The organism is Sporosarcina ureilytica (assembly GCF_001753205.1).
GTDB classification, from domain to species: domain Bacteria; phylum Bacillota; class Bacilli; order Bacillales_A; family Planococcaceae; genus Sporosarcina; species Sporosarcina ureilytica.
On the sequence record NZ_CP017560.1, the window covers coordinates 1,234,549 to 1,248,596 of the forward strand.

Consider the following 14,048-nt stretch of genomic DNA (forward strand, 5'->3'; position numbering starts at 1 on the left):
ATTTATAAAATTTACAGTTTCATAAGCACGACAACAGTTCCTGTTTTCGCATTTGCTGCAAACTCGAATTGTTCTAGGTCACCATTTTGAATACGTGAAATTCCACCTCGATAAACGTCCATTGTAATCATATTATTTTCAAATGGTTCGGTTTTCATAACAATCCATGAGCCATCGATTGGGCCTTCTTTTTTAAACTCGTCTTTAATATTGTTTAATACAGAATCCGCTGAAATATATGGATTAGCACGATCTATCGCTTCTTTTACTACAATTCCAACTGCTACACCTGTGAGAATACCAGCAAGAAAATCTTTTAGCTTCAAAATCAAAACCTCCTATGTAGTCTTTTTCATAGTGTACCACAAAAATAACATTGTCTGATAGTTGAGTGAAAGAAAAGTACTTCGATTTACAAAATAAGATGGAAACTTTCAGAATAATCGTTTACACTAATAAAGGTAAATGAATCATTTGGGAGGCCGTATTCGTGAAAAAAGAAACATTAGATATGTTTAAAACATTAACAGAATTACCGGGTGCACCTGGTAATGAGCATGCAGTTCGCAATTATATGCGCGGTGAGTTAGGAAAGTATGCCGATGAAGTGGTTCAAGATAATCTTGGTGGCATTTTTGGTGTTAAAAAAGGACTAGAAGACGGCCCACGAATTTTAGTTGCTGGTCATATGGATGAGGTAGGTTTTATGGTAACTTCCATCACTGAGAATGGGATGATCCGTTTTCAGCCATTAGGCGGTTGGTGGAGTCAGGTTTTATTAGCACAACGTGTTGAAATTATTACTAACAATGGTCCGGTTATTGGTGTCATCGGATCTATTCCACCTCACTTATTGAGTGATGAAGTGAGAAATAAGCCGATGGATATAAAAAATATGTTGATTGACATTGGCGCAGATGATAGAGAGGATGCGATGAAAATTGGCATCCGTCCGGGACAACAAATTGTACCCGTATGCCCATTCACTCCAATGGCGAATGATAAAAAGATTTTAGCGAAAGCTTGGGACAATCGTTATGGGTGTGGCTTGTCCATTGAGCTATTAAAAGAAGTACATGGACAAACGCTACCGAACACATTATATTCGGGGGCTAATGTTATGGAAGAAGTTGGTCTCCGCGGTGCGCAAGCTTCTGCAACAATGATTGATCCAGACTTGTTTTTCGCGCTTGATGCAAGCCCTGCTAATGATGCATCAGGAGATAAAAATGAATTTGGACAACTTGGGAAGGGAACTCTTCTACGTATTATGGACCGTACGATGGTCACTCATCGAGGCATGCGTGAGTTTATTTTGGATACAGCCGAAACAAATAATATTCCCTATCAATATTTTGTGTCACAAGGCGGGACAGATGCGGGACGTGTGCATACTGCAAATGAAGGCGTGCCAAGCGCAGTCATCGGTATTTGTTCACGTTATATTCACACAGCTGCTTCGATCATTCATACAGATGATTATGCTGCCGCAAAAGAATTACTCGTGAAGCTCGTTCAATCATGTGATAAAACAACTGTTGAAACAATCAAACGAAACGTCTAATTTGAAGTCGTCCTTTCGCAAATAGGAAGGACGACTTTTTTATTCAGCAAGCGGTGCCAATGTATAGAGTTTTGGGCGCGACGAAATTAGATTGTGCTCTATATGTCTTTTAGGGCTATAACGTCAGGAGTGATAAGATGGATTTTATAATAGGCTCAACGAATCAAGCAAAAGTACAAGCTACTAAAAATGTTATTTGGCACTACTTTCCCAATGCGAAAATAACAGCGGTAGAAGCAAGTTCAGGTGTTGATGCCCAGCCATTTGGCGATGAAGAAACAATCACGGGGGCGATAAACCGAGCGCGACAAGTGTATTCGAATGAACAAAATGTCATTGGTATAGGGTTGGAGGGCGGAGTACGTTTGTTAGGGGGGGCAATGTATATTTGTAATTGGGGGGCACTCGTTTTACCTAATGAACACGTGATTACTGCTGGTGGTGCACAAATTCCACTACCTTCCGAAGTGGCCAATGAGATTCATCAAGGTAAGGAATTGGGTCCTGTAATCGACAGTTACTTTCGAGCAAAAGGTCTAAGACAAAAAGAAGGGGCCATGGGTATGTTTACAGCCGGAGCTGTTACAAGGATTGATTTATTTGCACACATTCTGCACTTATTAATCGGACAACTTCAATACCATTTTGAAAATGGCACTGACGGAAACTAAGTAGAATATCAACGATTGTGATAGTAAAAGTACACAACGGTTGCAACTGCCGGGTAACATCTTTAAAATAGAGAAAGAGTTTTAAGTCGGAAGAATTAATGACAGTGCTATGCTGGCAATCAATCATCATGATTGGAGGAAAAATCGAATGTTCCAAACGTGGAAATATATATTCCTCGTATCGGTTGTGGTCTTTTTACTCACGGCTTGTGGTAAATCACTAGAAGACTATGCGAGTGAAGGTATAAAAGCGGCGAGGGAAGCTTTTCATGCGGATAATAAAGAGCAAACGGAAGAAATTGATGGAACTAAACTATATAAACCAGTAGGATTTACGATTAGTGACGATTCAGATGCGCAAAATATCGTATTTAATAAAGGGAAAGAAACTTTTATTTTATTTGTTAATCCAAATGAAACAAAGGAAAGCGATCTTTTCTATGAATTGTTACACGCCAATGAAGAGGCGAATATTGTTGCTGAGGAAAAGTTTAGTGATGGAGATACATTTGGTTTTGCTGCGATAGTAAATCATGAGGATGGTACGATTGAATTAATTGCAAGTGTCGGCGGCGCAAAAATGTCAACACTCACAAATGAAAAGAATGTCGTTCGAAATTTAGAGACGATGATGCAAATTGTTCGTTCGATTCACTAAATGAAGGATAATATTAGAAGATAACGGACGGTCGCCTAAACAACCAGAGTGGTGGCCGTTCATTTTTATGAATAAAGGAGTCGGGACAGTGAAATCTAAAGAACTTGTAGAACTACTTAAGAAACGCTTACCAAACGAAGATTATGAATGGCAATACGATGAAAAAACAGACAAATTAAGATTAGAGCATACCGGTCTAAATAAAGGAATGGAAATATCACTTCCTGAAATCATCCGGAAATATAATCAGAAAAAAGAAGTGGCGATAGATGAAGTGGTATATACGATTGACGCAACATTTAGAGCGATGGAAATAGAGAAAATGAAAGGTTTTAAAGGCCAGAGCACAATTTATCCGGTGATTCGTTCCGCTTCATTTCCAGAACAGACTTCTGCAGGTCAGCGATTTGTTATGAAAGATCATACAGCCGAAACGCGGATTTACTATGCATTAGACTTAGGTGAGACGTATCGCCTGATTGACGAGAGTATGATCGAAGAACTAGGGAAGTCAACTGAAGAAATTAGCGAAATTGCTTTGTTCAATGTACGCAGTTTATCGACTAAAATGAAAAAAGATGAAGTTGCTGGGAATGTGTTCTACTTTGTAAACAATAACGATGGCTACGACGCTAGCCGCATATTAAATCGTGCTTTCCTAGCAAATATGGAAACGAAAATTGAAGGGGACATGACGGTTTCGGTTCCACATCAAGATGTATTAATCATCGGTGACATTCGTAACAAAACAGGGTATGATGTGTTAGCACAAATGACGATGCAGTTCTTTACGAATGGGACTGTTCCAGTGACGTCGTTGTCCTTCGTTTACGAGGAAGGGCATTTAGAACCAATATTTATTATGGCTAAAAATCGTGTTGCACGAAAGAAAGGAAAAGAATGAAATGAATTTATTTTATAATGCGAACGGTGTAGGGGATGTACTTCTTGTTCAGTTGACAACAAATAATCCGGAGAATGTAAACTTTACCACTCATAATGATGTTGTCCTCATTCAAAATGCGGAAACGAATGAGGTTGTTGGTTTCAATTTATTCAAGGCAACTTCTTATGTGGAAGTAGAAGGTAATGGACAAATTGAATTAACAGAAGAAATTGTTGAAAAAATACAGCAGGCCTTAACTAAAAATGGGGCTGAGTTAGTGCTAGATGTAGATCTCTCGCCTAAATTTGTGATTGGGCATGTTGTGCGAAAAGAAAAACATCCAAATGCTGATAAATTAAGTGTGTGTACAGTAGATGTAGGGAATGAGCAATTGCAAATTGTTTGTGGTGCAGCAAACGTTGCGGAAGACCAAAAAGTCGTTGTTGCAAAAGTTGGTGCAGTTATGCCATCAGGAATGATTATTCGAGATGCTGAATTACGTGGTGTTCCATCTTCAGGGATGATTTGCTCAGCTTCCGAATTAGCAATCCCAAATGCTGAGGAAAATGTAGGGATTCTCGTATTAGACGATAGTGCGATTGTAGGCGAAGCGTTTCGTTCATAAGAGCTGTCAGGCCTCAGAAAAGCAGGTAAAGAAGTTTTCTTCTTCACCTGTTTTTTGATGATTTACTAAAAAAAGAATCAGTTTATTTAAATGACTGGATCGAATTCTAATGCTATATCTCTAGTTTAAAATTACTCTAGCTATGCTTTTTCTATGAGTAAAGAAATAGATAGGCTGGTACGTTCCTCTTATTTTAGGATATAATTTGATTTCAATGTTCATAAACTGCTAAAATAGACTAATCGACATGGAAAGAGTGATTATGTTGAAATGGTTTAAAACGTTGACAAATCGCCTATTTGGCGAAGAAGTTGAAGAAAAACAGTATGTAGAAAAAATGGATGAACAAAATAAAAACGAGAACAATCCAAACGAACAAAAGGCAAGGCCTGCATTCCGCTTCCCTATTATTACGGATGCAGAAATTTACGGTTGGGATGAAGACGATATGGATGATTATCCAAGACAAGTCGAACCGTCCTCCCCCAGTCAGGAACTAGATGACTATGAACCTATTCCTCTATATAAAAATGAGAGATGGCCATCCCAGAATGTCCAAGTAAACGTACATAGAGCTAGTGAGTCACCAAGGGAAGAATTGATTCAAAAAGAAGTAGTTTCGGAACAGGCGGAAAGCAATTCTAGCGTAACAACCGATTATGCTAGCAGAAGGAAAACATCGGACCGTTTTGTGCCGTCAAAGGTCCCTTCTCCGATATACGGTTTTTCTCCTCCAAAGGAGCAAAAACAAAACGAAAATGAGATACCTAGATTTACACTTCACCAAGAGCAAAATATGCAGGTGAAAGAATCGAAAGAAGAAGTTTTTCAGGTTAATAAAACTGAGGAAAAAGGGACATCTCAAGAAACTACTCAGTTGGATGTATTGGAAGAGGAGCGGGAAGGTCCTCATGTAAATGTTAAGACAGATTTTGAGGCCGCTGAAGCATATGAGGAGAACGTGCAATTGTGTCAGGATCGAGAACAAGAAGATTCACCTGAAAATGCAATTCAATCGAATCCAGAAGAGTCAATTCAAGACGAGCCTATTAATCAACAAAAAGACTTAGAATTAACTCACGAAGATGAAACGCTAGAAAAACTACATGAGATAGAAGTACATCAAGAAGTGATTGCTTCCAATCAAGCTGAATCGGAAAATTTCCAAGAGAATGTAGTTTCACCTCCGGTAGAAGCAGAGACAGTTGTGGAAGAACAGGAATCGGTGCAAATCAATGATAAAGTATTACCGGAAGCGCAAGAGTTAACGGAAGCTGAATCTGAAATTGAAGAACCTCTTCAAGAAAGCTTAGACAACAAGACAATGACAGAACAGACGAACGAAAGCGCCGCGACAGTTGAAGCGGAACCAGCGGCTGAGCAGAAAAGAGAAAGAATCGTTCCTTTTAACGTCTTAATGCTAAAATCAGATAAAGAGAAATTAGAGGCGAAGAAAAAAGAAGCACAAAAAGCAATAACAGTGCAACCGAGTGAGCAGGTAATTAAACCGGTCGAGAAAACAGAAGTAGTCATCGAAGACAAAGTGGCAGAAACTCCGGATTTTGAACATTATGTATTTCCGTCCATCGATAATTTGGTACCGCCAGAATCGCAAATTGAAGATACGGAATGGTTAACTTCTCAATCCGAAAAATTAGAAGAGTCCTTGTCTCATTTTGGCGTGCAAGCAAATGTCATAGACGCTGTGCAGGGACCTACTGTTACACGATTCGAATTAACAGTCGGTCAAGGAACAAAAGTAAGTCGTGTTCGAAACTTAACAGATGATTTAAAACTAACACTAGCTGCAAGAGATATTCGAATCCAAGCGCCAATTCCGGGGAAAAGTTCAATCGGCATAGAAATCCCAAATCGGAATGCGCGGGCTGTTCGGATTTCAGAAGTGATTCAAACGGACTCATTTAGGGATTCTGAATCTCCGCTAGAGGCTGTCTTAGGGTTAGGACTGACTGGAGAACCAGTCACATTGGATCTTAGAACAATGCCCCATGGGTTGATTGCCGGAGCGACAGGTTCTGGTAAATCTGTTTGTATCAATTCGATATTAATCAGTTTACTGTATAAGGCTTCACCTGCTGATTTGAAAATGATGTTAATCGACCCGAAAATGGTTGAATTAGCGCCATTTAACGGAATTCCGCATTTAATTAGCCCAGTGATTACAGATGTTAAAGCTGCAACTGCTGCATTAAAATGGGCTGTCGCTGAAATGGAGCGCCGCTATGAACTATTAGCGCATGCGGGTGTCAGAGATATTGAGCGATATAATAAGCAAGTATTAGACAATAGGCAGTTTTCATTAAAGATGCCTTATTTATTAATCGTTATTGACGAACTTGCTGATTTAATGATGATGGCACCAAGCGATGTTGAAGTATCAATTAGTCGAATTGCACAGAAAGCGCGCGCTTGTGGTATCCATTTAATTATTGCAACACAACGTCCATCAGTTGATGTCATTACGGGGATTATCAAAGCAAATATTCCAACTCGAATTGCTTTTTCAGTTTCTTCACAAGTCGATTCGCGTACAATGATTGACACGAATGGAGCTGAAAGATTGCTTGGAAGAGGGGATATGTTGTATGTAGGAAATGGTGAGTCATCGCCTGTGCGCCTACAAGGGACATTTGTCACGGATGACGAAATTGAACGTATAATAGAACATGTTCAAAACGAAGCATCTCCGACTTATTTGTTTGGGCAAGATGAATTGTTGAAAAGTGCAGTAGATGAAGAGGAAGATCCACTGTTTGTGGAAGCTTGTCAGTTTATTTACGAACAAGATAGTGCATCCACTTCTATGTTGCAAAGAAATTTTAGCATCGGTTACAATCGCGCGGCTAAATTAATGGACCGGCTAGAAAAGCTAGGTTTTATATCTCCACAACAAGGTAGTCGAGCACGAGATGTTTACTTAACAGAAAGCGATTTAAATGAACTTAAAGAGACTGTTCTATAGATATAAAAATGCATAATTGAAAAGAAAATTGGAAATAGATAGATGAGGATAAGGGATGCCAAGAAGGTCCCGGGAGGTTGCAATATGACATTGTTTCATTTTACAGGAATTAAAGGATCTGGGATGAGTTCGCTTGCGCAGATTTTACATGATTCCAACTACGAAGTACAAGGTTCGGATGTAGGAAAGCATTTTTTTACCGAAGATCCGTTACGTGAAAGAGGAATTCTGATTTTTCCTTTCAGTGCGGAGAATATAAAAAAAGGAATGGTCGTCATTGCGGGAAATGCTTTTCCAGATGATCATCCTGAAATTGTAAAAGCGAAAGAATTGGGCGTAGAAGTTGTCCGTTACCATGAATTTTTGGGGAAATATATGGAAAGATTTATTTCCATCGGAGTTACAGGTTCTCATGGAAAGACATCAACAACAGGGCTTCTGGCCCACGTGATATCTGGTTATGCGCCGACTTCCTATCTTATTGGAGATGGGACTGGAAAAGGTGTTCAGGATAGTGAGTATTTCGCATTTGAGGCTTGTGAATATAAGAGACATTTTCTTGCATATGACCCAGATTATGCGATTATGACAAATATTGATTTTGATCATCCTGACTATTTCAAGGATTTAAATGATGTTTTGAATGCATTTGGTGAAATGGCATTGCGCGTGAAAAAAGGGTTAATCGCATGTGGGGATGATCCTCATTTGCAGGAGATTCAAGCGAATGTACCAGTTGTCTATTATGGATTTGAAGAATCCAATGATTTTGCTGCCAAAAACATTCAAAAGACATCAACAGGATCAACATTTGATGTTTATGTTAGAAATGAATATTACTTTACATTTACGATCCCTTTAACGGGCGACCATGCGATTTTAAATGCATTAGGGGTCATTGCACTTTGTCATTATGAAGGAATTCCAGCGACACTCGTTCAAGAACGACTGTCTAGTTTCCATGGCGTAAAACGTAGATTTTCTGTTGAGGAATGTAAGGGCCATATTATTATCGATGATTACGCACATCATCCTACTGAGATTAAGGCTACGTTACAGTCAGCAAAACAAAAGTATCCAGATAAGGATATTATTGCGGTATTTCAACCGCACACATTTACAAGGACAGCCGCATTACTGGATGAGTTTGCAAAAAGTTTATCTGAAGCGGATTATGTTTATTTATGTGATATTTTTAGTTCTGCCAGGGAGAAAGAAGGTAGTTTGACAATTGAGGAATTGATTGCGAGAGTTCCTGATGCGCAGTATTTAGCACTTGAAAATACGGCGCAATTAAAAGAGCATGGCAAGTCGGTCTACTTGTTTATGGGTGCGGGAGATATTCAAAAGTATTTAAATGATTTCAAGCTGCATATTCATAAAAACGAAACTGCTTCCTGAACTGTCAAACACAACTTTAATAAGCGGTGAACGAGACGGGTAGCTATATTTTTAGCGCTCGTCTTTTTTGTCGTTTTAATGCTGGGGAAAATATTTTGTATTGAAAAGAAGGATTTTTGTGTTCGATGTCGAAGTTGTTTATTAAGCTTTAGCGTAACGTTTAAATTTTCTCTAAATAGGGAATACCAATGTTATGGATATAATAAGTAAAAGACTGTTATATGAAACTGCATCTTTTTAGCTATTCATTTATTACAAAACAAAAGTGAGGAGATTAGACGATGAGTGAAATCAATACAAAAAAGCCAAGTTACAATGAAGAACGTTTCAATCATGAATACGATTCAGAAAACAACCATTATGAAAATGTGACAGGTGAACCAACGTATCTGCCGAGTCAATATTCACAAAGAGGCTATACTGACACTTTTTATAATGAGCAAGAGGATACGGGTGCTGGAAGCTTTCTGTTAGGCGCCGTTGTTGGAGGTGTAATTGGAGCAGCGACCGCATTATTCCTTGCACCGAAAACAGGTAAAGAAATGCGCAATGACTTTTCATCGCAAGCGGTACAGTTAAAAGATAAAAGTATCGAACTAAGTGCCATTGCAAAAGACAAGGCATCTGAATATGGCTCTGTTGCAAAAGAAAAGGCAACTACTTACAGTACCATTGCAAAAGATAAAGCGACGGAATTTGCGTCCACAGCGAAAGAGAAAACAGGTGGCGTAACAAAAACGATCCAAAAGCAATCTGGACAACTCGTTGATAAAGTAAAATCTGTTAAAAATAATGCGAATATCCCAATGGATGATGGCACTGTATCATTCGAAGGGGAAGAAGCAATAGAATTTATTGATAAAACAAATGAAAGAGTGCAAGAAACACTCAAAGCTGGCGAAGAAAAAGTAACGCAAACTGCTGAAGCCTTAAAAGAGGCTGTTGCAAAAAATACATCAGATAAATAAAAATGAAGCACAAACCTAATAGGGGTTTGTGCTTCTTCTGTATCAAAATATATGCGTTGCATGAATTGTACCTCGAAATTATTTGCTTAGAAAAAAGTAGTGTAATTCCTACAACTGAGCGAGTATCTAGATTGGGTGCAAATAAATTTGACGACACGTGATTCATTCTTTTTATAGATAATGTCGATTTTTGTGAAAATAGTAACATTTCACGTGACTTTTCTAAAATGATTGACTATAATAAGTCTATTATCAAAAAATGTAACATATTTCTCTTTAGTATAAAAGAGTGGGTATGTGCAGGGGGGAGAAGGACGTAGATGGGACACCTTAATTTAGACGAGTTGAGAGATAAAGTAGACGGCTTGAACACAATGATTTTAGATTTAATTAATGAGAGAACTGAGATTGTGCAAGAAATTGGTAAAGTGAAAGAAAAGCAGGGTGTCAATCGCTATGACCCAATCCGCGAACGTGAAATGTTAAATTTCCTAAAAGAATATAATAAAGGGCCACTTCCAAATGGCGTAATGGAACATATTTTTAAAGGAATTTTCATGACCGCGCTTGAAATTCAAGAAGATGAACAACGCAATGCATTGCTTGTTTCGCGTAAGAAGAAGGCTGAAGATACAATCGTGACAATTAACGGTGAAGAAATTGGCAATGGTATACCATCATTTATCTTTGGACCGTGTGCAGTAGAATCATATGAACAAGTATCTACGGTTGCACAGGCGTTAAAAGCAAAAGGTCAAAGACTATTAAGAGGTGGCGCTTACAAACCACGTACATCACCGTATGATTTCCAAGGTCTCGGACTTGAAGGCTTGCAAATTTTAAAGAGAGTCGCAGATGAAACTGGACTTGCTGTGGTAAGTGAAATTGTAACACCTTCACATCTTGAAGAGGCATTGGATTATATCGATGTCATTCAAATTGGTGCAAGAAACATGCACAACTTTGAATTATTAAAGGAAGCAGGTTCTGTTAATAAACCTGTTTTACTGAAGCGAGGACTATCTGCTACACTAGATGAGTTTATCAATGCAGCAGAATATATTATCTCTCAAGGTAACGATCAAATTATTCTTTGTGAGAGAGGAATCAGGACATACGAACGTGCTACTCGAAACACGCTTGATATTTCAGCAGTTCCGATTTTAAAACAAGAAACTCACTTGCCAGTATTTGTGGATGTCACACATTCAACTGGAAGACGTGATTTACTCCTGCCAACTGCAAAAGCAGCAATCGCTGTTGGAGCCGATGGTGTAATGGCAGAAGTCCATCCAGATCCTGCAGTTGCCCTTTCAGACTCTGCTCAACAAATGGATCTTGCGCAGTTTGATGAATTCTACAATTCTATTTTAGACTATTTAAAAATTCATGCATAATCATTTAACGCCGGACCTTTATGGTTCGGCGTTTTTTTACATTCAAATTAGGATACGTACAATACGGTATGAGTAAAATGTTTGTAGGGAATAAATAAAAATTCGAACTCAACCCACAATACGATATCAGTGGAAAATAAGGAGAAATTATGTTTTAATAACGTAGAAGGACAAATTAGGGTATTATTGACAGGAAGCATCATCTAACTATGAATCGCTGAAGTTTGATTGGAATAAATCACTAGAAGATAACTTACTTCATTGTCTATAAATATTAAATAACCATGAGTATGTCCATACTCTATAAAAATGAATGGACCAATAATTTAAAATTACTTCAAAGAGGAGACATGTCGATGGCAATTACAATATATGATGTAGCGCGAGATGCAAATGTCTCGATGGCAACAGTTTCACGAGTTGTAAACGGGAATCAAAACGTGAAACCTTCAACGAGAAGGAAAGTACTTGAAAGCATTGAACGACTTGGATATCGTCCGAATGCAGTTGCAAGAGGGCTAGCTAGCAAAAAGACGACAACAATTGGCGTAATCATCCCAGATATTTCCACAAGTTTCTATGGAGAGGTATCACGAGGGATTGCTGATATTGCGACGATGTATGAATACAATATTATTTTATCCAATTCGGATGAACGGTCTGAACGTGAACTTGAACTACTTGTCGACCACTTAGGAAAGCAAGTGGACGGGGTAATTTTTATGAGCGACTCAGTTTCTGAGGAAGTGCGACAAGAGATGTCCAAGGCACCTGTACCAATCGTGCTAGCGGGAACGATAGACATAGAAGAACAATTTCCAACTGTTAATATTGATTATGAACAAGCCGCTTATGAATCGGTCGTAAAACTGATTGAGAATGGACATAAAAAAATTGCTTTTATCACTGGTCCGCTAAGTAGAGATATCAACCGAGTGCAGAAAAAAGCTGGCTATGAACGCGCGTTAAAAGAAGCAGGGATAGAGATTAATGAAGAGTATGTATTTGAGGTAGAAGATACATATGACGATTCTTATGAAAGTTGGAAAGAGATTCAGAAGATTGAGCAACAGCCAACTGCATTTCTAGCGAGTAATAGTACACTAGCGGTAGGTATTTTAAATGGCATTCGTGATGCGGGTTACTCTGTGCCTGAAGATTATGAAATCATCTGTTATGAGCATTCGAATTTGACGCGAATTGTAAGACCTCAATTAACTTCAGTAGTTGTTCCGTTATACGACATTGGGGCGGTAGCGATGCGATTACTAACAAAATTGATGGATAAGGAAGAAGTGGAAAGCCAACAAATTAACTTACCTTATCATTTCGCTGAGCGCGATTCATTGAAATAAAAAAGACTTCCCTAACAACCGGCACCAAAACCGGTCATGGGATAGTCTTTTTTTATTGAATCTATGAAGTAGTATGCTTCTATTTTATTTATGGTTCTATTATATATGTTGGGGTTTCAAAACAATTCAGCATAAAAAAATGCACGAGGTCACCTAATTCTTTTATACTTTAATTGACTAGAAAAAAGTAAAGGATAGGTGACCCGTGCAAATGAATTTTAACATGAAAATCCTAGGATTAAAAGAAGTAATCATTGAGAAAATAGAAGAAGTTGGTGAAAGAGTAGCACTCTATGTATCTTTACCCATAAAAGCTCATAAGTGCCCATCTTGTCATGCCTATACCGAAAAGGTTCATGATTATCGCATAAGAAAAATTAATCATTTAAAATTTTTCGAGCGTTTAACAGTTTTATTCTATCGACGTCGTCGCTATGCGTGTGGCTGCGGTAAAAGATTTTCAGAGGACACATCCTTTGTCGACAAATACCAACGTTATTCAAAAGAATGGAATCAAGTGGCCCAAATACGTTCTTTTAAAGCAAAGACTTTTAAAGAGGCTGCAGAAAGCCTGGGGACGTCAAGCGCTACAATTATGAGACGTTTTAAGAAAAGCGCCAAAGAATATTTAACGATGAAGACTCAACTTCCTAAAAGAATCGCAATTGATGAATATAAAGGTGATACAGACGTTGGTAAGTTTCAATTAGTCATTGCGGATGCCGATACACATGAGCCGATTGATATTTTACCTAATCGAAGAAAAGATACGATTAAGGAATATCTTTATAAATATGGATCACAAGTAGAACTCGTTGTGATGGATATGAACCCGAGTTTTAAAGCAGCAGTCAATCAAGCACTGGGACGGCCTGTCATCGTAGCGGATCGATTTCACTTCTGTCGTTATATTTATTGGGCGATTGATGAAGTACGTCGAAAAGTACAAAAGGATTGGCATGCATATGACCGAAAAAAGTGTAAGCGAATGCGATTTGTATTGTATAAAAGAAGTGATCAGTTAGCTGAAAAGAATCGTTTCTATTTAGATCGTTATACAGGCTTTTCTAATGAGTTAAAGAAAGCTTATGAACTGAAAGAAGCGTACTGTGAGTGGTTTGATTGGGCGAAGAAATCAGATGATATGCCAGAAATCAAAAGAAGATTGAAAGCCTTTTACCGTAAGGTAGAAGACGCGAATATTCCCGCATTCCTGAAAGCGATTCGCACATTGAAGAACTGGCAACCTGAAATTTTAAATAGTTTCGCCTTTAATTACTCGAACGGATTTTTAGAAGGAATTAATAATAAAACAAAAGTAATGAAGAGGAACGCATATGGTTTTAGACGTTTTGATCATGCGAGAGCAAAGGTTTTATTAAACATCAAATATAAAACAATTGGCACTCATTTAGTAGGATGATGAACAAAGTATAAAAGAAGGTTATCTGTTGATTGGAGCGTAAGGTGGCGACTCGGGCGGGAGAAGCGTGACAGGTGAGACCCTGGACGGAGCGAAGCGAAGGAAGCGGCTCACCGC

12 protein-coding genes are annotated in these 14,048 nt (G+C 38.4%); 11 read left to right on the forward strand and 1 reads right to left on the reverse strand.

The features are described from left to right. Positions 1–11: 11 nt before the first annotated feature. On the reverse strand, positions 12–326 hold the full coding sequence (locus tag BI350_RS06315) for a peptidase M4 (RefSeq protein WP_075527321.1): 315 nt from the start codon (positions 324–326) through the stop codon (positions 12–14). 164 nt (positions 327–490) lie between these two features. Between BI350_RS06315 and BI350_RS06320 the strand changes: the two genes are divergently transcribed. The 11 genes from BI350_RS06320 (at position 491) to BI350_RS06370 (ending at position 13,931) form a co-directional block, all read left to right on the forward strand. Beyond that, on the forward strand, positions 491–1,564 hold the full coding sequence (locus tag BI350_RS06320) for a M42 family metallopeptidase (protein WP_155767482.1): 1,074 nt from the start codon (positions 491–493) through the stop codon (positions 1,562–1,564). 137 nt (positions 1,565–1,701) lie between these two features. After that, complete coding sequence (locus BI350_RS06325; RefSeq protein ID WP_075527322.1) at positions 1,702–2,235, forward strand: DUF84 family protein; 534 nt, start codon at positions 1,702–1,704, stop codon at positions 2,233–2,235. Between the two features lie 148 nt (positions 2,236–2,383). Further along, the gene (locus tag BI350_RS06330; RefSeq protein WP_075527323.1) at positions 2,384–2,893 is read left to right on the forward strand and encodes a hypothetical protein; all 510 of its coding nucleotides are present in this window, start codon (positions 2,384–2,386) and stop codon (positions 2,891–2,893) included. Positions 2,894–2,981: 88 nt separating this feature from the next. Then, positions 2,982–3,797 carry a DUF1444 domain-containing protein gene (locus tag BI350_RS06335; RefSeq protein WP_075529269.1) on the forward strand — a complete coding sequence of 272 codons (816 nt, stop codon included), beginning with the start codon at positions 2,982–2,984 and terminating at the stop codon, positions 3,795–3,797. A gap of 1 nt (position 3,798) precedes the next feature. Further along, positions 3,799–4,404, forward strand: a complete 606-nt coding sequence (gene ytpR, locus BI350_RS06340; protein WP_075527324.1) for a YtpR family tRNA-binding protein — start codon at positions 3,799–3,801, stop codon at positions 4,402–4,404. 262 nt (positions 4,405–4,666) lie between these two features. Continuing rightward, on the forward strand, positions 4,667–7,387 hold the full coding sequence (locus tag BI350_RS06345) for a DNA translocase FtsK (protein WP_075527325.1): 2,721 nt from the start codon (positions 4,667–4,669) through the stop codon (positions 7,385–7,387). 84 nt (positions 7,388–7,471) lie between these two features. Next, positions 7,472–8,788: a UDP-N-acetylmuramate--L-alanine ligase gene (murC, locus tag BI350_RS06350; RefSeq protein ID WP_075527326.1), complete on the forward strand. Its 1,317-nt coding sequence runs from the start codon at positions 7,472–7,474 to the stop codon at positions 8,786–8,788. A 281-nt stretch (positions 8,789–9,069) separates the two neighbouring features. Then, positions 9,070–9,756 carry a YtxH domain-containing protein gene (locus tag BI350_RS06355; protein ID WP_075527327.1) on the forward strand — a complete coding sequence of 229 codons (687 nt, stop codon included), beginning with the start codon at positions 9,070–9,072 and terminating at the stop codon, positions 9,754–9,756. Between the two features lie 320 nt (positions 9,757–10,076). Continuing rightward, positions 10,077–11,153 carry a bifunctional 3-deoxy-7-phosphoheptulonate synthase/chorismate mutase gene (locus BI350_RS06360; protein ID WP_075527328.1) on the forward strand — a complete coding sequence of 359 codons (1,077 nt, stop codon included), beginning with the start codon at positions 10,077–10,079 and terminating at the stop codon, positions 11,151–11,153. A 356-nt stretch (positions 11,154–11,509) separates the two neighbouring features. After that, a complete protein-coding gene (ccpA, locus tag BI350_RS06365) occupies positions 11,510–12,508 on the forward strand; it encodes a catabolite control protein A (RefSeq protein WP_075527329.1) in 999 nt (332 codons plus the stop codon). A gap of 205 nt (positions 12,509–12,713) precedes the next feature. Next, entirely contained in the window at positions 12,714–13,931 is a 1,218-nt protein-coding gene (locus BI350_RS06370) for an ISL3 family transposase (RefSeq protein WP_082294976.1), read from the forward strand. The last annotated feature ends 117 nt before the right edge of the window (positions 13,932–14,048 follow it).